Annotated in this window: 26 protein-coding genes; 25 read left to right on the forward strand and 1 reads right to left on the reverse strand. The window is 30.5% G+C overall.

Annotated features, from left to right (window positions below; genetic code table 11):
• The first annotated feature begins 36 nt into the window (after positions 1-36).
• The 15 genes from BN2665_RS27630 (at position 37) to BN2665_RS19090 (ending at position 9,206) form a co-directional block, all read left to right on the forward strand.
• Positions 37-192: a hypothetical protein gene (locus tag BN2665_RS27630; RefSeq protein WP_242865989.1), complete on the forward strand. Its 156-nt coding sequence runs from the start codon at positions 37-39 to the stop codon at positions 190-192.
• Between the two features lie 128 nt (positions 193-320).
• Positions 321-827 carry a GNAT family N-acetyltransferase gene (locus tag BN2665_RS19030; protein WP_055668701.1) on the forward strand — a complete coding sequence of 169 codons (507 nt, stop codon included), beginning with the start codon at positions 321-323 and terminating at the stop codon, positions 825-827.
• A 108-nt stretch (positions 828-935) separates the two neighbouring features.
• Positions 936-1,454 (forward strand): AAA family ATPase, encoded by a 519-nt coding sequence (locus tag BN2665_RS19035; protein WP_055668702.1) that lies wholly within the window; start codon positions 936-938, stop codon positions 1,452-1,454.
• A 58-nt stretch (positions 1,455-1,512) separates the two neighbouring features.
• Complete coding sequence (locus BN2665_RS19040) at positions 1,513-2,238, forward strand: CPBP family intramembrane glutamic endopeptidase (protein WP_055668703.1); 726 nt, start codon at positions 1,513-1,515, stop codon at positions 2,236-2,238.
• 44 nt (positions 2,239-2,282) lie between these two features.
• Positions 2,283-2,843, forward strand: coding sequence for a histidine phosphatase family protein (locus tag BN2665_RS19045; RefSeq protein WP_055670009.1), 561 nt, complete (start codon positions 2,283-2,285; stop codon positions 2,841-2,843).
• An 87-nt stretch (positions 2,844-2,930) separates the two neighbouring features.
• On the forward strand, positions 2,931-3,476 hold the full coding sequence (locus BN2665_RS19050) for a GNAT family N-acetyltransferase (RefSeq protein WP_242865990.1): 546 nt from the start codon (positions 2,931-2,933) through the stop codon (positions 3,474-3,476).
• Positions 3,477-3,508: 32 nt separating this feature from the next.
• A complete protein-coding gene (locus tag BN2665_RS19055; protein WP_055668705.1) occupies positions 3,509-4,267 on the forward strand; it encodes an aminoglycoside adenylyltransferase domain-containing protein in 759 nt (252 codons plus the stop codon).
• 59 nt (positions 4,268-4,326) lie between these two features.
• Positions 4,327-4,986 carry a flavodoxin family protein gene (locus BN2665_RS19060; RefSeq protein WP_055668706.1) on the forward strand — a complete coding sequence of 220 codons (660 nt, stop codon included), beginning with the start codon at positions 4,327-4,329 and terminating at the stop codon, positions 4,984-4,986.
• A gap of 173 nt (positions 4,987-5,159) precedes the next feature.
• Complete coding sequence (locus BN2665_RS19065; protein ID WP_055668707.1) at positions 5,160-5,801, forward strand: alpha/beta hydrolase; 642 nt, start codon at positions 5,160-5,162, stop codon at positions 5,799-5,801.
• Between the two features lie 78 nt (positions 5,802-5,879).
• Positions 5,880-6,149, forward strand: coding sequence for a hypothetical protein (locus BN2665_RS19070; RefSeq protein WP_055668708.1), 270 nt, complete (start codon positions 5,880-5,882; stop codon positions 6,147-6,149).
• A gap of 38 nt (positions 6,150-6,187) precedes the next feature.
• Positions 6,188-6,721 (forward strand): GNAT family N-acetyltransferase, encoded by a 534-nt coding sequence (locus tag BN2665_RS19075; RefSeq protein WP_055668709.1) that lies wholly within the window; start codon positions 6,188-6,190, stop codon positions 6,719-6,721.
• An 80-nt stretch (positions 6,722-6,801) separates the two neighbouring features.
• On the forward strand, positions 6,802-7,185 hold the full coding sequence (locus tag BN2665_RS19080; protein WP_055668710.1) for a hypothetical protein: 384 nt from the start codon (positions 6,802-6,804) through the stop codon (positions 7,183-7,185).
• A gap of 54 nt (positions 7,186-7,239) precedes the next feature.
• Positions 7,240-7,359, forward strand: coding sequence for a GNAT family N-acetyltransferase (locus tag BN2665_RS27635; protein ID WP_242865991.1), 120 nt, complete (start codon positions 7,240-7,242; stop codon positions 7,357-7,359).
• A gap of 284 nt (positions 7,360-7,643) precedes the next feature.
• The gene (locus BN2665_RS19085; RefSeq protein ID WP_055668711.1) at positions 7,644-8,021 is read left to right on the forward strand and encodes a PH domain-containing protein; all 378 of its coding nucleotides are present in this window, start codon (positions 7,644-7,646) and stop codon (positions 8,019-8,021) included.
• A gap of 342 nt (positions 8,022-8,363) precedes the next feature.
• Positions 8,364-9,206 (forward strand): DUF2268 domain-containing putative Zn-dependent protease, encoded by an 843-nt coding sequence (locus tag BN2665_RS19090; protein ID WP_055668712.1) that lies wholly within the window; start codon positions 8,364-8,366, stop codon positions 9,204-9,206.
• A gap of 65 nt (positions 9,207-9,271) precedes the next feature.
• Here the strand turns inward: BN2665_RS19090 and BN2665_RS19095 are convergent, their stop codons facing one another.
• Positions 9,272-9,586, reverse strand: a complete 315-nt coding sequence (locus BN2665_RS19095) for a hypothetical protein (protein WP_055668713.1) — start codon at positions 9,584-9,586, stop codon at positions 9,272-9,274.
• A 223-nt stretch (positions 9,587-9,809) separates the two neighbouring features.
• Here BN2665_RS19095 and BN2665_RS19100 point away from each other — a divergent pair, with 223 nt between their 5' ends.
• The 10 genes from BN2665_RS19100 to BN2665_RS19140 all read left to right on the forward strand — a co-directional run bounded on the left by BN2665_RS19100 (position 9,810) and on the right by BN2665_RS19140 (position 16,128).
• Positions 9,810-10,490 carry a DUF5680 domain-containing protein gene (locus BN2665_RS19100; RefSeq protein ID WP_055668714.1) on the forward strand — a complete coding sequence of 227 codons (681 nt, stop codon included), beginning with the start codon at positions 9,810-9,812 and terminating at the stop codon, positions 10,488-10,490.
• Positions 10,491-10,719: 229 nt separating this feature from the next.
• Complete coding sequence (tlp, locus tag BN2665_RS19105; RefSeq protein WP_055668715.1) at positions 10,720-10,953, forward strand: small acid-soluble spore protein Tlp; 234 nt, start codon at positions 10,720-10,722, stop codon at positions 10,951-10,953.
• A 336-nt stretch (positions 10,954-11,289) separates the two neighbouring features.
• The gene (locus tag BN2665_RS19110) at positions 11,290-12,066 is read left to right on the forward strand and encodes a class I SAM-dependent methyltransferase (RefSeq protein ID WP_055668716.1); all 777 of its coding nucleotides are present in this window, start codon (positions 11,290-11,292) and stop codon (positions 12,064-12,066) included.
• Between the two features lie 117 nt (positions 12,067-12,183).
• Positions 12,184-12,315 carry a hypothetical protein gene (locus BN2665_RS27775; RefSeq protein ID WP_278335910.1) on the forward strand — a complete coding sequence of 44 codons (132 nt, stop codon included), beginning with the start codon at positions 12,184-12,186 and terminating at the stop codon, positions 12,313-12,315.
• A 43-nt stretch (positions 12,316-12,358) separates the two neighbouring features.
• On the forward strand, positions 12,359-12,748 hold the full coding sequence (locus BN2665_RS19115; RefSeq protein ID WP_055668717.1) for a RidA family protein: 390 nt from the start codon (positions 12,359-12,361) through the stop codon (positions 12,746-12,748).
• Between the two features lie 323 nt (positions 12,749-13,071).
• The gene (locus BN2665_RS19120) at positions 13,072-13,431 is read left to right on the forward strand and encodes a hypothetical protein (RefSeq protein ID WP_055668718.1); all 360 of its coding nucleotides are present in this window, start codon (positions 13,072-13,074) and stop codon (positions 13,429-13,431) included.
• Between the two features lie 117 nt (positions 13,432-13,548).
• Complete coding sequence (locus BN2665_RS19125) at positions 13,549-13,764, forward strand: hypothetical protein (RefSeq protein ID WP_242865992.1); 216 nt, start codon at positions 13,549-13,551, stop codon at positions 13,762-13,764.
• Positions 13,765-14,382: 618 nt separating this feature from the next.
• Entirely contained in the window at positions 14,383-14,706 is a 324-nt protein-coding gene (locus tag BN2665_RS19130) for a hypothetical protein (protein WP_055668719.1), read from the forward strand.
• Between the two features lie 19 nt (positions 14,707-14,725).
• Complete coding sequence (locus BN2665_RS19135) at positions 14,726-15,625, forward strand: GNAT family N-acetyltransferase (RefSeq protein ID WP_154674993.1); 900 nt, start codon at positions 14,726-14,728, stop codon at positions 15,623-15,625.
• 68 nt (positions 15,626-15,693) lie between these two features.
• On the forward strand, positions 15,694-16,128 hold the full coding sequence (locus tag BN2665_RS19140; RefSeq protein ID WP_195892727.1) for an NUDIX hydrolase: 435 nt from the start codon (positions 15,694-15,696) through the stop codon (positions 16,126-16,128).
• Positions 16,129-16,178 lie beyond the last annotated feature (50 nt).

Consider the following 16,178-nt stretch of genomic DNA (forward strand, 5'->3'; position numbering starts at 1 on the left):
TTTCCATACTTACATTTCTACGATGTGGGGTCCATAGTGTACTATGCCAAAATCATTCAATGGGAATTTCCAGGGTTCTCTGTGGAAACATGCTTTGATGAATTATGCAAACTTCAAAAGGAATTAATAAATAAACCTTATATTGAAAGCTATGAGCATAGGCTTATTGTTGTAGCAAGAAATATTAAATAAGGAGAAGGGAGGGACGGTTAACAACTAATTGATATTATAGCTATTGGATAGAGGGTAATAAAGGCAGACAAGCTTCTAAATAAAAGCTTAATAATTGTTAACCGTCCCTCAGAAAAGGAGAAATATATATGTACGAAATTCGTTATGCCGACATTAATGATGCAAGAATCTTAGGAGAAATTCACTCTCATTCATGGAAAGTAACATATAAAGGCATAGTTCCTGATGAGATATTAAATAACATAACTGCTGAGAAAAGAGAGAAATATTTTGAGAAAGCATTATCTCAAGGATGGGAAGAGGATGCTCTAATATTCAAAGAAGACAAAGCTGTTGGACTAATATGCATCGGAAGATGCAGAGATGAAGATAAAGATGATTCCTATGGTGAGATATGGGGAATATACTTATTACCAGAGTATTGGAATGGAGGAATAGGTTATGAATTAATAAATTGGGGGTTGACTGAATTAAGAAAAAGAAGTTATAAAAAAGTTACCTTATGGGTTCTTGAAGAAAACATTAAAGCAAGAAAGTTTTATGAAAAAGTTGGCTTCAAACACGATGGCGCAGTAAAAGAGGTAAATATAGGAAAAGCCTTAAAGGAATGTAGATATATAATGGGGGACGGTTAACAACTAATTGATCTTATAGCTACTGAATGGAGTTTAATAAAAGTAGGCAAGTCTTTAGATAAATGATTAATAGTTGTTAACCGTCCCCGACTTATAGGAGGACTTAAAGTGCATAAAAAATTAATAATAATCAACGGAACCATGGGTGTAGGAAAGAGTGCCACCTGCAGAGAGCTGAATAAAAGTCTTGATAATTCTGTATGGCTTGATGGTGATTGGTGCTGGATGATGAATCCCTTTTTAGTGAACGATGAAAATAAAACCATGGTTATAAATAATATAACTTACTTACTAAGGAGCTTTATCAATAATTCATCTATACAATATATCATATTCAATTGGGTTATACATACTGAGGATATTTTTGATACTGTATTAGAACCTTTAAAGGATTTGGAATTTGATGTTATAAAGATAACCCTCACTTGCTCAGAAGAAGCTCTTAAAAATCGAATAGGAAAAGATATACAGACTAATTTGAGAGATGAATCTTCCATAGATAGAAGCCTTAAACGCTTAGAATTATATAGTAATATGTCTACAATAAAGCTTGATACCTCTAAGCTTTCTATAGCAGAAGTTGTAGAAAGCATAATAAAAATTGTTAAGGAAACTGAACAAAAATAAAGCCATATTGAATATTTAATTAAATCAACTTTAGTTCAATACTAAAGAAGGAGTTTTTATGAAGAGTTTAATTGCTAATATTAAGAGTGACAGAAGTTTATTAATAGGAATTATATATGTGATTTTTATCTGCAGCCTGGGAGGCTCAGTAAATTATTATAATGAGGAATTGGCTGACCTAGGTTGGATAAGTACTCTATTACCTTATGTGATATGGACGATATTATACCTACCCTTAGTATACTTTGTAGTAAAAGAAAGATGGAATATTAAAGATTTCGGCTTTAAATTAAATATTGAATCTATAATATTAAGTATTATCATAATATTATTTTTTGCTTTTTTTAAAACAGAAACTATAAAAAACAACCTGTCTTTCACAAAAATTATATCTGAAGCTTTTGCTAGAACTGGAGAAGAGGTATTCTTCAGAGGCTTTGTATATCTACTCATTATTAAGCTTTTTTCTGGTAAAAAGCACATAAGCGTATGGGCGATTATTCTATCATCTATAATATTTGCAGTTATTCATACTCAGCCAGGGAGAGAATTTGCAGGACTTAGCCTATTTATTGCAGTAGTGGGCCTTTTAGCTATCCCCCGATGGTTAACCAATTCCATATTGCCCTGTGTCGTCATTCATTTGCTTATGAACTCATCACTGATAACAGCGATTATAGGGATAATGATTTTTTTAATAATAATATTTATAGGATTGATAAGAGGAGAAAATGTTATTGAATTAACTAGTATCAGCAAGAAAGTTAATGAATGTGGCAAGTAGATCACGAAAATAAAATCCTTACTAAAGAAGGGAGCAAGATGAGTATGACAAAAGTATATTTTGTGCGCCATGCTAAGCCAAATTTTCAGATACAAGAGGACTTAGTACGTCCGCTTACGGAAGAAGGAATTAGAGATAGCAGGAAGGTAACAGAATATTTAATAGATAAAAATATAACTAAAATTTTTTCTAGTCCTTATAAAAGATCTATGGATACAGTAAAAGATTTCGCACAAAGCTTAAATTTAAATATTGAAATTATAGAAGATTTTAGAGAGCGAAAGATTGATAATGTATGGATAGAGGATTTCGAAGAGTTTTGCCAAAAGCAATGGAAGGATTTTGATTACAAATTATCTGAAGGAGAGAGCTTAAGAGAAGTTCAGAGTAGAAATATTAAGGCATTACAAAGTATATTAAAAGACCATGAAAATCAAAATATTGTTATAGGTACTCATGGCACTGCTTTAAGTACAATATTAAATCATTATAATGATAAATTCGGATATAGTGAGTTTCAAAGGATAAAAAATTTTATGCCCTTTATTGTTTGCGTTGATTTTCTTGGACAAGAAGTTATTAAAGTAGAAGAATTTAATTTGTAATTTTTGATATCGAAATCCAAGATTAAAATAATTGATAAATTTCCTATTTGGAACAAATTAAATAATATGAAAGTAGGAGAGGTATATATGAGTTATATTTTAAAAGAGTTAACATTAAAAAATGGAGACCATTTAATATTAAGAAGACCCACTGTAGAAGATGCTGAAGATATGGTTGAGTATCTTAATATAGTTGGAGGAGAAAGCGATAATTTGCTATTTGGAAAAGATGAATTTCATCTTACTGCAGAGCAAGAAAGAGAATATATTAAAAATGTAAATAGCAATCCTAATGTACTTATGATTTTAGCAACTATAAATGATGATATCGTAAGCATAGCTCAAATTTCTAGCCCTAATAGAAAGAGGATAGCTCATAATAGTGAAATTGCTATTTCTGTTAAAAAGGAGCATTGGAAAAAAGGCGTAGGAAGTGCTGTAATGGAGGCGTTAATCCATCATGCCAAGAAACAGGGCACGATAAAAAATATAAGCCTTGGGGTGAAGGCAAGTAATATAAAGGCTGTGAAAATGTATGAGAAGTTTGGATTCACAAAGGTTGGAGTTCATAAGAATTATTTCAATATAAACGGGGATTTTGATGATGAAATAATAATGGATTTATATATTTAATAGTTCTTTAAATTATTTAGAGGAGAAGCTAAATGGATAAGTCTATAAAAAATATATTAGATAGTATTGCGGCTAGCTACCGAAATATTTTAAAAGACAATCTTGTGGGGATTTATGTACATGGGTCCTTGGCAATGAATTGCTTTAATCCTAACATCAGTGACATAGACCTTTTAGTTGTAATAAAAGAAAACTTAGATTTTAATGAGAAAAGGCAGTTAATAGATGCTCTACTGAAATTGGACAAGCAAGGGCCTAGAAAAGGCTTTGAAATGAGTATTTTACTGGAAGAGCATGCTAAGAATTTTAAATATCCCACACCTTTTGTTTTACATTTTTCTAAGGAGCATAAAGAAAAGTATGAGCGAGATTATAGCTATATGTGTGAAAATGGAGAAGACCATGACTTGGCAGCGCATATTACCATAACTACAGCGCGAGGTATTTGCATATTTGGAAGACCTATAAAGGATGTATTTCAAGCTGTTCCTAAAAAATACTATTTAAAATCTATTATGTGCGACATTGAAAATGCAAGAGAAGATATACTTAATTCTCCCGTATATACCATTCTTAACCTCTGTAGAGTTTTATATTACCTCAGGGAAGGCATGATATGTTCTAAAAAGGAGGGAGGAGAATGGGCGTACTCTAGTATTCCTATAAAATATACTGAAATTATAGAACAAGCTTTACTGTGTTACAAAAACACTAAAATATTTAATTACGATACTGAGGCATTAATTGATTTTGCAGATTTTATGATGAAGGAGATTAAGCGTTCAATTTAATATTGAAAGCTCGTAGGTAAAATAAAAACACACTTTATATATAGGTTAGGAGATAAAATATGCTTATTGTTTGTGTATCTGCTTCAAATATTAAACATGCTGGGGAAAATAGTACTTCTGTGAAAACATGTAAGCTCATTAAAGAAATGGTGAAAAGAAAGATTGTTAATAGTGTAGAGGTTGAAATTATTCCTCTTGTTAATTATGAGCTTAGGCCTTGCATTGGATGTGGGAGATGCTTCAATCAAGATATTTGCATTCATGATGATGATTTTAACCAAATTTATAGCATACTCACTCAATCTGATGCACTGTTTATTGTTTCTGCCCATTATGCGCCGATACCATCAAAATTATCTATTCTTCTTGAGAAGGTTGAGCAATTAGCTTTCTTAAAAAGATTTAACAATGAAAATTACCGTTCACCTTTATTTAGGAAGCCTGTAGGAATTGTAGGACATGGTGGTGGCGATGAAAAGATAATAAAATACTATAAAGGTCCTGTTTTGGATTCAATTTGGAACGCTTTATCATATCCTGTTGAGATGAATATTGTTGGAGTAAGCAATGAAGAGAGTAATGGAGTGATATTTCCAGTAAAAAATGTGAAAAAACTTAAAAGGTCAATCTTTCCAATACAAGAGTATGATTGGGAAGATATAGAAAGAAGACTAAATCCATTAGTAAGAAATGTACTTGAGAAAATAATAAAAGAATAATCAGAAGTTATTTAAGGATAATGCATTACAGAACTATCACTAAAAAGGAGGGTTAGGAGTGGAAAGGTTGTAATGTATTTATAAAATATCCTGAAATTACAGGACAAGCTTCATCATGTTACAAAGACAATGAAATATTTTATTATGATGCTAAAGTATAAAGGAGGATAAAGTTGATTAAAAGATCTTATATTACGGTTAAATCATCTTGGAGACATCATATTAATAATCTTTTTTTAACACAAGAACCCAAATCAGATTCTATTGTTATTCTTTTTCCGGGAGGGGATTATAGTTGTGATAAACCCTTATTACACTATGCTAGAAAGGCAACGCTGTTATCGGGTTGCAATGTGTTAAGTTTAGAATATGTATATTTTAAAACTAATAATTCATTTAAAGGAGAGTTGTTTGAACAAACCTTGAAGGAAGCTAAGGAAGCTGTTGAGATATGTCTTTCTAATGGATATAAAAATATATACTTTATCAGTAAAAGTTTAGGTACAGTAATTGCAGGAGAAATTAGCCGATATATAGGATATGATAATATAAATAACTTGTTTTTAACCCCCATACCTAACACAATTCCATATATTGTTGATTCAAAATGCACTGTTGTTACGGGCTCAAAGGATAAATTTTTTTCTATGGAGGATATAAATAAAATAAATAAATACCCTCAGGTAGAACTAAAGATTATAGAAGGAGCTGCACATTCCTTAGAAATAGATGAGGACTATATGAAGAGTCTAGAAATATTAATTAGTGTAACTAAATTATGTGAAGATTTTATAATGTCAGGTACTAAGAAGTGAACATAGTATAATATTAGATTATTAATAGACCTTTTTTATTATGGTTCTAAAATTATCTAATAAGGTGGTGTAAAGTTAATGGAATTCCTATTAATTATAGCATTTATTGTTTTCATAGTAGTAATGTTAATAGTTCAAGGTGAACGACATGAGAGAAAGATCAGAGAACAGATAAGTTCTATAGGTGGCGAGGTCATTAGCATAGAAAGAAAAACATTTTCAACAGGACCTTTTTTCTTGGTTGGAAAAGGAAGAACTGTTTATAGAATTGAATATAGAAGAGGAAATGAAATAAAAGAGGGTTGGGTGAAGTTTGGGGATTTATTTGGACCTGACTGGAGATTATAGGCTAGTATAATGAAAAAACAATTTACTGGAGGTAGTGTATGATTTATTTTGAAACAGAAAGGTTAATTTTTCGTGATTGGGAAGAGAATGATTTAATAGAATTTAGAATGATGAATAAGGATGCCAGAGTGATGAAAAATTTTCCTAATACCCTTACAGAGCAGGAAACAGATGCGTTTCATAACGGAATTCAAGATGAATTTAAAAGTTTAGGATATGGACGGTATGCAGTAGAAACAAAGCATAATAGTGAGTTCATAGGATTTATAGGATTCCATAGAGCAACCTTTAATGCTGCTTTCACTCCTTGTGTTGAAATAGGTTGGCGGCTTAAATATGATGCTTGGGGAAAGGGATATGCAACAGAAGGAGCAAAGGCATGTTTGAAATTTGGATTTGATACATTAGGTTTTAGTAAAGTGTATAGCTTCACCGCTAAAGTTAATCTTCAATCTGAAAATGTAATGAAGAAAATTGGCATGGGAAAAATAGGGGAATTTAATCATCCTAATGTTGCTAAGGATAGTCCACTATACGAGCATGTTCTTTATTGTTTAAACTTAGAGGATTGAAGTTTCTATCTTTAGCACTATTTGTAGTTATAATAGTGCCATATCATCAATAAATTCGAATTTATGGGAAGTGAGTATGTATGAATGATAAAAGACCTTTTATAATAACATTCATAGGAGATATGGGCATTTTAAGCGCTATTTTATCAATAATATCATTGTTTTCAAACTTTATAAAGTCATTTGAAGCTCACCATGGATCATTATCTGTTTTTCTCAATGGGATGATGAGAGCAGTAATTCCTGTAATTCTCTTAATAATATCTTATGGATATTTGAAACTTAAAAGCTGGGGTTATTGGTTAATGATAACTAGCAATATAGCTTTCTTAGTAATACCTATTGTTTCCTCTCAACTAAGCAAGCAGCAATTTCCCTATGTTGGTATTATAATGGTAACTATTAATTTAATATTTATTTTACCAACAAAGAAATATTTTGATAAAGAAGCTTTTTCTCAGTAATCATAAAATGCAAACTATAGATTATATATAATATAGTTAAAGGGGTATATAGGTATGAAAACACCAATATTAGAAACGGATAGATTATTATTGCGGCCATTTTATATGGAAGATGCACAGGCAGTATTTGACTGCTGGGAAAGCGACCCTGATGTATCAAAGTATATGTTTTGAACAAGTCATAATGATATAAACCAAACTATTAGTTGGGATTTACATATATTAATGAAATACCATATGAATGCAATAGAGGAAGTAATCTATATGAGGGTAAAGAGTATATTTTAAAGTTATAGAAAATTAGAATTATAGAAAATCGAGTTAATTCGGCTTTTTTACAAAATATATAAACTCAATTTTTATAAGCATAAACAAAGAAATTTTTTATAGGAGAAGGTAATTTGCTATTTAGCAGAGAATAGTATTTTAGAAATAATTTATTTTTAAGGGGGATATTTATGGGACTATTTGATGGATTAATGGGAAACGCTTCAGAAGTAAATCTTCAAGAGGTGCAAAGAGATTTTGCCAATGTGCTAGCATCTACAGAAACTATAGAAAAAGCCTATAGGTTAATTAGGGACATGTTTATTTTCACAAATAAAAGATTGATACTTGTGGATAAGCAAGGTGTTACAGGGAAAAAAGTGGAATATCATTCGATTCCTTATAAGAGTATAACACATTTTAGCATAGAGACTGCTGGAAATTTTGACTTAGATGCAGAGCTGAAGATCTGGATATCTGGTACTCAGATGCCAATAGAAAAGCAATTTAATAAGAGCCTAAATATATATGAATTGCAAAGTGTTTTGGCTGAATATGTATTAAAATAGAGGGACGGTTAACAACTTTTATGACTAAAGAAAAAATAACTAGTCAAGTGTACAAGCATGTGACTAGTTATTTTTGGGGTTAATGCTTAAAGTCGTTAACCGTCCCCATTAAATTTTTAGCGTAATAGAACATGTAAAGTTTTATTATAAAAATACTTTCACTGGAATTATGATATGCGCAGTTTTAAAATATAAGAATATTCATCAATACTACTTAAATGATATGAGGAATAAAAAATTAAGAAAGGGTGATTTCATATGAAAAAAAGTATAGTCAGTAAAATGGATAAAGTTTGGAGGGCCACTATATTTTAACCCTCCATTATTTAAGGAGGATAAAAAATGGAATTAGATATTTTAGCAGTTTACGAAAATTTGGATGATTATATACTAGAGATGGAAAAAGAGAATCCAGATTGTGAAATGTTATGGGAACGATATGCAATTCAGCCTTACTGGGAGAAAATTAGCCAATGGGCACCATTCGATATGTCCGATCGAAAACCACAACCCATTAAGAATATATCTAGATTAAAGCAACAGATTGAAGTTATGAAAAACATAGATATTAAAGAAATTAAGAAAAGATTTATGCAAGTAGTGAACATACTCCCCAATTATGATGATGATCCTATAACGATTGCAATCTACCCTGTTGATGATGATAACTTGACTGTTAAAGAAAAACAGAATGGAGTTTGGGGAGTTAATGTATTTGGCAATATTCTATTAAACATTAATCCACTTGTTTATAATTATTTAGATTGGATACCTTATGTATTTGCTCATGAATATCATCATACAGTGTGGGGAAATTATTGGCATGTAATTCATGGAGGACGCACAGGAAAGTTCATAGAATCTATATTAATTGATGGACAAGCGGATGTCTTTGCCAAGAGTCTTAGTCCATTCTTAAATCCTGAATGGATTTCTCAAATATCTGAAGAGCAAGAAAAGGAATTATGGAATAAGTATTATTCAAAATTATTAAATGAGACTAATGTAGATTATAATAAATACATGTTTGGCGATGATGAAGACGGAATACCTTGGTGTACAGGATATTTCTTTGGATATAGAATTATAGAATATTTTAAAAAGCGCTATCCACTTACTAGTGTAAAAGAATTGATTGAAATGAGTTCAGAAGAAATTTATGCTATGAGTAAGTATGGTTTATAATATTTATAAGAAATGTGTAGAGGGGCGGTTAACAACTTTAATGTTTAAAGTTGTTAACCGCCCCCTTATCTAATATTAAGATATACATGTAAAGTATCTTTTATATGTTTTGATTCTTTTAGATCATCATCATTTATATATAGCGAATTACCATCTACTTTGGAAGTAAAGTTATTAAAGCTATTTTTATGAAGATATTCAACAGTATCAGAAATTTTGTCAGATTGGCTAAGGAGAAGTTTTTTGCCCATATAATCACCGTTAACATAAACAGTAAAAAAGTCATGACTATTCACATCATAATAGTCATCAGAAGTATTAATAATAACACCAGGAAGCATATTATTATTCATATAGTTGAATGCGTAAAATTTATCCAAAATTAACACCACCTTAGTTAATGTTTTTTAAAAGGATTTAAATATATACTCATAGTATAAGCTATATATAAGTAAACAATACTCTAGCCTAATTTCAGAAAATATCGGCATAAATATAGTAATTCAGGCTACTGTAAAAGCAACTATTAGTTGACAAAATTGTTATGGTTGATTGATAGTAATTTACAATTTTACTTATTATACTTAAGTTGAGGTGATAAAAATGGCTTTTTCAGAAAAATTACAGGCTTTGAGAAAAGAGAGAGAACTATCCCAAGAAAATTTAGCTGAGAGCATCGGGGTGTCAAGACAAGCAGTTGCAAAATGGGAAGGTGGGCAATCTTATCCTGATGTAGATAAATTAATAACATTAAGTGATTTATTTAAAGTAACTATTGATAAATTAGTGAAGGACTATGATGAGAATTGTTGTTTGCATGAAGAAAAAAGTAAAGAGTATGAGGATAATGAAGCTATAATAGATTTTTTGTGTAGGGCAAAAAAAGCTACTTATGCAGGTAAAGGACCTAAAGCACCATCCTCAAGACCTAATTCTTATGATTTGCATTATGCAGAAGATAATTTACTATATATCGATAGCTATTTAGGTGGAGAAATATTTGCTGGCGAAGAAGCTTTATGGAGGAATAATATTCCTTTTTGGTCAATGAATTATATGGGAAGAGTTCTTGGAGAGGGTTTTTTAGGAGATTTTTTGAAAGAGGCCTTATGCTTAGTTCCAAAACAATATCCTTATCGTGGACCAAGCATATATCGTAATGGAGAATACACCTATCATTGCATTATAAATGGAGAGTTTCATTGGTTTAACGGATATGAAGAAATATTCTACAATGATAAAAAAGTATATGAGTGTACTTTCCATGGTGGATGCATTAAATAGTTGGGGACGGTTAACAACTTTAATGATTAAATGAAAAATAACTAATGAAATGTACAAGCATATGTCTGGTTATTTTTTATGGTTTAATGCTTAAAAGTTGTTAACCGTCCCCATTAAATTTTTAGCATAATAAATATGTTTATAGGGATAATAAAAACGAAGGTACTTTACCTTTTTAAGTATAGATTTTTAAATGAATTCATCACATAAGACAAGGAGAGATGAGATTATGAAAAGCAAACCAAAACCAGATGATAGAAGAAATAATGTAGCTAGAATCCAACATAATATTAGTAATACTATTGAAAATATCCATCTTGCTGATGAAATGATTGAAGAAACTAGCGATGACAACATGAGAAGAACCTTAGAAGAAAAAAATGAAAGAAGAGAAGAAGCTCTTAAAGGCATGAAAAGTGAAATGAAAGATGAAGCCATAGCTAGAGAAAATGGGTATGAATAGAGCTTTTTAATGATAAAAATGACCTGGAATTAAGAATTCTCAGGCCATTTTTTTATGTGTATTAAGTATTAATATCATAAGAAGTTTGCAATATTTAGATAATATCAATTTAAAACGTAATAAAATATGTAAAGTTTTATTATAAGAATACTTTCACTGGAAGTATGAGAAGCATAGTTTTAAAATAGAAGAACATTCATTATTATTACTTCTATAATATGATGAATAAAAAAATTGTGAAAGGGTGGTATCATACGAAAAACATAAAATTGATAACTTCAAGAAAAACAAGGAGGGAGACTATACTTTAACCTTCCTAAAAAAATGGAGGATTATATGTTAACAATCGATGTTATTAATAGATGGTATGCAGACCTTTATGATCAAGAAGAAATTCAGATAGATGATGTAAATTTTATGCTTTCAGTTATTGGTGAAGCTTCAAAAAATATTTTAGAGGTATGCTGTGGAAGCGGACGTATACTTGTTCCATTGGCAAAGGCAGGACATAAAGTAACCGGCTTTGACATGGATAATTATATGCTAGAACGTATCTCACCAAAAGCAAAGGGGTTAACAAACATTAACTTTTCAAAGGCTGATGCAATAAATGATGACTGGGGAAATAATTTTGATACTGTTGTTCTTGCAGGAAATATTTTAATTAATATTATATCCAGTATGAACTATAAGGAAGCGCAAAAGCTGTTTATAAAAAGATCCTATGATGCCTTAAAGCTTAATGGACATATATATTTAGATTTTGACTGTTTTCCGCATCCAGAGAACTTTTTTGGAAACTCTGATGAAAGAATTATATTTGAAGGCGTTGATAGTTTGGGTAGTTATGGAAAGATAATTATATCTGATGGCAAATATGAACCACAAACTCAGATTACAACCTTTAAACGCAAAACAGAGATTATCTCCAAAGACGGTGAAAAAATAGTACGAGAAAGTGTTGGAGCTAAGCATATTCCAACTCTGTTGCAAGTGCATGAATGGCTTGATCAAGTAGGCTTCAAGATAGTCAGCGAGTATGGAGATTATAACGGAAATCCAATCAGTGAAACTACACACAGAGCTATAATATGGGCTGAAAAGAATAAATAGAGCTTTTCTGACATATGTTTTACTTTTTGTGGATAAACATGATATTATTTACTTACAAATTATTAATTAATAGTATATAGATTTATTATAAAAGTTTAATAAAGTAGAGGAAAGGTTATGGAAAAGGCAAAGTTAAAAAGGATAGCTACTATATTTACTGTTATAACTACTATAATAGCTATTATATCTGCAGAAAAATTAGATATGTCTTTAAAACATAGTATTTACAGGGTATATTCTCTTCATTAGAAGTAAATATTTATATATTAGTATTTTATTAAGGAGTGGTTTTATGAAGATATTTAGAAATCCAGAAAATATACATGCTCCAGTTGCAGCTTATACTCATCAAATTGAGGTTACTGGTCAGAAACGCTGGTTGGTTCTTTCTGGACAGCTTGGAAAAGATGAAAATGGGATTCTTCCGGAAGATCCTATAAAGCAAATTGAAAATGCAATGGAGAACCTGGTTCGAAACCTGCATGCTGCTAATATGGAGATTAAGGACTTGGTAAAGATAACATTTTATATGGTAGGGCCTATTGATAATTTAAAACGACGCGAAGCTGTTTCAAAAGTCTTGCAAGATCATAACCCATGTATGACAATGCTATATGTAGCCTCTTTAGCTGACCCATCATTTAAAGTTGAAGTGGATGCATGGGCATGTGTTGATTATTAATAATGATATGAATTGGGAGTGTAGCAAAACTACTTTTAGAGTAGTTTTGCTACACTCTAATTTTTCTGCACTTATATAGTCGGGCTACTGCTCAGAAATAGGTTCTTTATACTTATGTATATTCTAATAAAAGAATGAATATAAAAAATAATCCAATGATACAATTTGCATACACAATACTAGGGCTTTTTAACATGCGTTTTACTTTTTGTGGATAAATATGATATTATTTACTTAAAAATTATTGGGTAATCCTAAGAGAGCGTTTTGATTATCTCTAAAATAATTAATTAAATGAGAAGGTTAGGAGTGTTTGATTAAATATGAGCAAAATAAAGGATAGTGTTATTGGCATAGGAGTAAGCTCGTTCTTACTAATACTATGGGTGTACGAGATGTTAGTTACAAGCGATATACCTGTAGAAATATCTTTTAATAATGCTGTACTAATATCCTGTCTATTAGTTCTATTCCTAGTAGTATATAGTCTTTATATAAGAAAAACCAAATACATATTAATGAATATTATGTTATTATTAATGCCCTTGTCTCTGTGGTTTGCGTCTATGCAACAGGCATTAAGGTATCAGTATCATAGATATGACACTATAGTTAGTATTATAGGCTTTGTTGTTGCTTTGATTGCATTTTCACAAGTTATTTATTTGAAATTAAGAAAATAAGATTTAAGGTGCAATATTCATGTACTATTTATAAATGTGAATTTTTAGCTATACTTAAATTATTTATAAAATACAAAGTTAAAGGAGCATTGATCAATAAATAAGGAGGCGCCATACATGAAAATCATAGACGACATTTCCGATTTTATATTTTTACAAGATGAAATGCAAAAGGCGGATATTGTTTTTATACCAGGTGGTTCACATCTTGAATTAGGTGAGCATGCCGCTGATTTATGGAAACAAGGCTTTGCTCCCAAGATAATGCCATCAGGTGGAGTGAGTATCAAAACAGGGAAATTCAACGGAGTGAAATTAAAAGAAGTTCTGTAATTATTTAAGTTGTAAGAATTAAATTATCTTACAGCTTTTTTATAAGAAACATATAATAGATTTATTATAAAGTCTACCTAAGAGATACTATATGAAGCATAGATAAAGATGAAATGGTGAAAGGAGCAGTTACCCTGAAAATTTCAATCCAAAGAGCAATATAATTCAAACGCCTTTTCAAACTTATTCAATTAAAATCATTATTGAACGTAAAGAGAAAAATATATGTTGGAAGGATGAAAATGTTTCTGAAGCTAAAGAGGCTATTCAATTAAGACGGTTATTCAAGAAAATTCAAGAAATAATAATTAATAAAGATGAATATAAAAAATTACCTCCAACAAAAGGTGGATATGCTTAAAGTTATATTTTGTAAGAGTGAGAAAAGATATTACCTAATTGAGGTGAAAGGTTTGAAAAAAGCAAAGTAAAAAAGAATAGTTATTATATTCACTGTTATAACTGCTATAATAGCTTTTAGAGGTAAATATCTATGCTATAGTAACGTATATCATTAATAAGAATAATAATTTGAATATTAGATTTTTGTAGGCTTAATACCCTAAATGCTAGTAAAAGTAAGACAAGCTTATAAATAATATTAATGGAGGTATGGAAATGGAAAAGGTTGAAATTACTTTAGAGAAAAAAGAAAAATATGTGGAAATGGTGAAAGAATGTAGAGCTATAATTAAGTCAGGAAGATATACAGAGTGTCCATGTCCTAAAAAGAAATGTGAGTGGCATGGAAAGTGTTTTGAATGTGTAATGTTACATAGGGTTAATCAAGATCATGTTCCCTGCTGTTTACAGCCAATGCTTCGCAATAAAATCAAGGAACTGGCAAGAGTAGCAGAGATGCTCACTGAACCAAAACCCTTAACCCCAGGTGAATATTGGGATTATGTAAATGAAGTCTGTCCTAATGAAGATGATAAATAATTTTAAGAAGGTGACCTCTGTGGAGAAAGTATCAATTAATGATAAGGAATATATTTTTATTAAAGATTATAAGGACAATGTCCTGCTTAGAAAAAGCTACAATGCATTAACACAAAAGACCTATGGATTTGATTTTGAACAATGGTATCAAGCAGGATATTGGGGAAATAGCTATGTACCATATTCTCTAATGAATGATGAAAACATTATTGCCAATGTTTCAGTTAGCATTATTGATTTCTTAGTTTTAGGAGAAACTAAAAGATATATACAAATAGGAACAGTGATGACAGAGCCTGAATATCAAAATCACGGCTTGTCCCGATATCTTATGGAGAAGGTAATAGAAGAATGGAAGGATAAATGCCATATGCTATATTTATTTGCTAATGATAGTGTATTAGATTTTTATCCTAAGTTTGGTTTTACCACTGCCATGGAATATCAGTATTCTAAAAATATTACAAAGGCTAATGAATTTATAGCTGCAGAAAAATTAGATATGTCCTTAAATCATAACAGAGAGTTGGTTGTTAAAAAGATTAATGATTCTATTGCAATATCAAAGCTATCAATGCTGAAGAATGCAGGATTGGTGATGTTTTATTGTACTTCTTTTATGAGCCACAATGTTTACTATTTAAGAGAAGAGGATGTGATCGCAATTGCTGAGGTCCAAGGCGATGCATTGTACTTGCAGGATGTATTTTCTTCATCAGAAGTAGACTTAGATAATATTATAAAAGAACTAACTAATAAAGAAGTGAAAAAAGTAGTTTTAGGATTTACACCAAATGACTCAGGTGGTTACGATGTAGATTTATTGCAGGAGGATGACACAACTTTATTTGTTATGGAAGGAGAAGAGAATTTATTTAAAAATAATAAATTAATGCTTCCTATATTGTCTCATGCGTAAAGAGAAGTGGCATTTGTAATATTTGGGTAGTAGTAAAACATTATACACTATAACAGGAGGGATTTTATTTGAGTAAGGAAAAATTTAAAATGCCAGTTGCTGCACATCTTTTTCTTATTAGGGAAGGTAAAATATTATTATTAAGGAGATTTAATACAGGGTATGAAGATGGGAATTATAGTGTTGTGGCAGGACATTTAGACGGAAATGAAGATGTAAAGTCGGCAATGATAAGGGAAGCAAGGGAAGAGGCAGGTATAGAGATTAACCCAAATAATATACAGATTGTAGGTGTTATGCACAGAAAATCAGAGTCTGAGAGAATAGATTTTTTTCTTGTAGCAGATTCATGGAATAAGGAAATCGTAAATATGGAACCAGAAAAGTGTGATGATTTATCCTGGTTTGAAATAGATAATCTTCCTATTAATACTATACCATATATAAAAAGAGCAATTGAAAACTACATATCCGGCATACAATTTGATATTTATGGATGGTAAAGTTTATCGTATAGTTAAATTGCTTTTATATATGTTTCCTGAAAGTGAGA

The sequence above is a fragment of the Desnuesiella massiliensis genome, from assembly GCF_001403615.1.
GTDB classification, from domain to species: Bacteria; Bacillota; Clostridia; order Clostridiales; family Clostridiaceae; genus Desnuesiella; species Desnuesiella massiliensis.

Excerpts from the sequence above, each read along its gene's own strand:
- BN2665_RS19080 (WP_055668710.1), top strand. The coding sequence starts at position 6,802 with ATGAATGATAAAAGACCTTTTATAATAACATTCATAGGAGATATGGGC.
- BN2665_RS19125 (WP_242865992.1), top strand. The coding sequence starts at position 13,549 with ATGAAAATCATAGACGACATTTCCGATTTTATATTTTTACAAGATGAA.
- BN2665_RS19030 (WP_055668701.1), top strand. The coding sequence starts at position 321 with ATGTACGAAATTCGTTATGCCGACATTAATGATGCAAGAATCTTAGGA.
- BN2665_RS27635 (WP_242865991.1), top strand. The coding sequence starts at position 7,240 with ATGAAAACACCAATATTAGAAACGGATAGATTATTATTGCGGCCATTT.
- BN2665_RS19075 (WP_055668709.1), top strand. The coding sequence starts at position 6,188 with ATGATTTATTTTGAAACAGAAAGGTTAATTTTTCGTGATTGGGAAGAG.
- BN2665_RS19045 (WP_055670009.1), top strand. The coding sequence starts at position 2,283 with ATGACAAAAGTATATTTTGTGCGCCATGCTAAGCCAAATTTTCAGATA.
- BN2665_RS19100 (WP_055668714.1), top strand. The coding sequence starts at position 9,810 with ATGGCTTTTTCAGAAAAATTACAGGCTTTGAGAAAAGAGAGAGAACTA.
- BN2665_RS19115 (WP_055668717.1), top strand. The coding sequence starts at position 12,359 with ATGAAGATATTTAGAAATCCAGAAAATATACATGCTCCAGTTGCAGCT.
- BN2665_RS19050 (WP_242865990.1), top strand. The coding sequence starts at position 2,931 with ATGAGTTATATTTTAAAAGAGTTAACATTAAAAAATGGAGACCATTTA.
- BN2665_RS19085 (WP_055668711.1), top strand. The coding sequence starts at position 7,644 with ATGGGACTATTTGATGGATTAATGGGAAACGCTTCAGAAGTAAATCTT.
- BN2665_RS19070 (WP_055668708.1), top strand. The coding sequence starts at position 5,880 with ATGGAATTCCTATTAATTATAGCATTTATTGTTTTCATAGTAGTAATG.
- BN2665_RS19090 (WP_055668712.1), top strand. The coding sequence starts at position 8,364 with ATGGAATTAGATATTTTAGCAGTTTACGAAAATTTGGATGATTATATA.
- BN2665_RS19060 (WP_055668706.1), top strand. The coding sequence starts at position 4,327 with ATGCTTATTGTTTGTGTATCTGCTTCAAATATTAAACATGCTGGGGAA.
- BN2665_RS19040 (WP_055668703.1), top strand. The coding sequence starts at position 1,513 with ATGAAGAGTTTAATTGCTAATATTAAGAGTGACAGAAGTTTATTAATA.
- BN2665_RS19110 (WP_055668716.1), top strand. The coding sequence starts at position 11,290 with ATGTTAACAATCGATGTTATTAATAGATGGTATGCAGACCTTTATGAT.
- BN2665_RS19120 (WP_055668718.1), top strand. The coding sequence starts at position 13,072 with ATGAGCAAAATAAAGGATAGTGTTATTGGCATAGGAGTAAGCTCGTTC.
- BN2665_RS27775 (WP_278335910.1), top strand. The coding sequence starts at position 12,184 with ATGGAAAAGGCAAAGTTAAAAAGGATAGCTACTATATTTACTGTTATA.
- BN2665_RS19130 (WP_055668719.1), top strand. The coding sequence starts at position 14,383 with ATGGAAAAGGTTGAAATTACTTTAGAGAAAAAAGAAAAATATGTGGAA.
- BN2665_RS19055 (WP_055668705.1), top strand. The coding sequence starts at position 3,509 with ATGGATAAGTCTATAAAAAATATATTAGATAGTATTGCGGCTAGCTAC.
- tlp (WP_055668715.1), top strand. The coding sequence starts at position 10,720 with ATGAAAAGCAAACCAAAACCAGATGATAGAAGAAATAATGTAGCTAGA.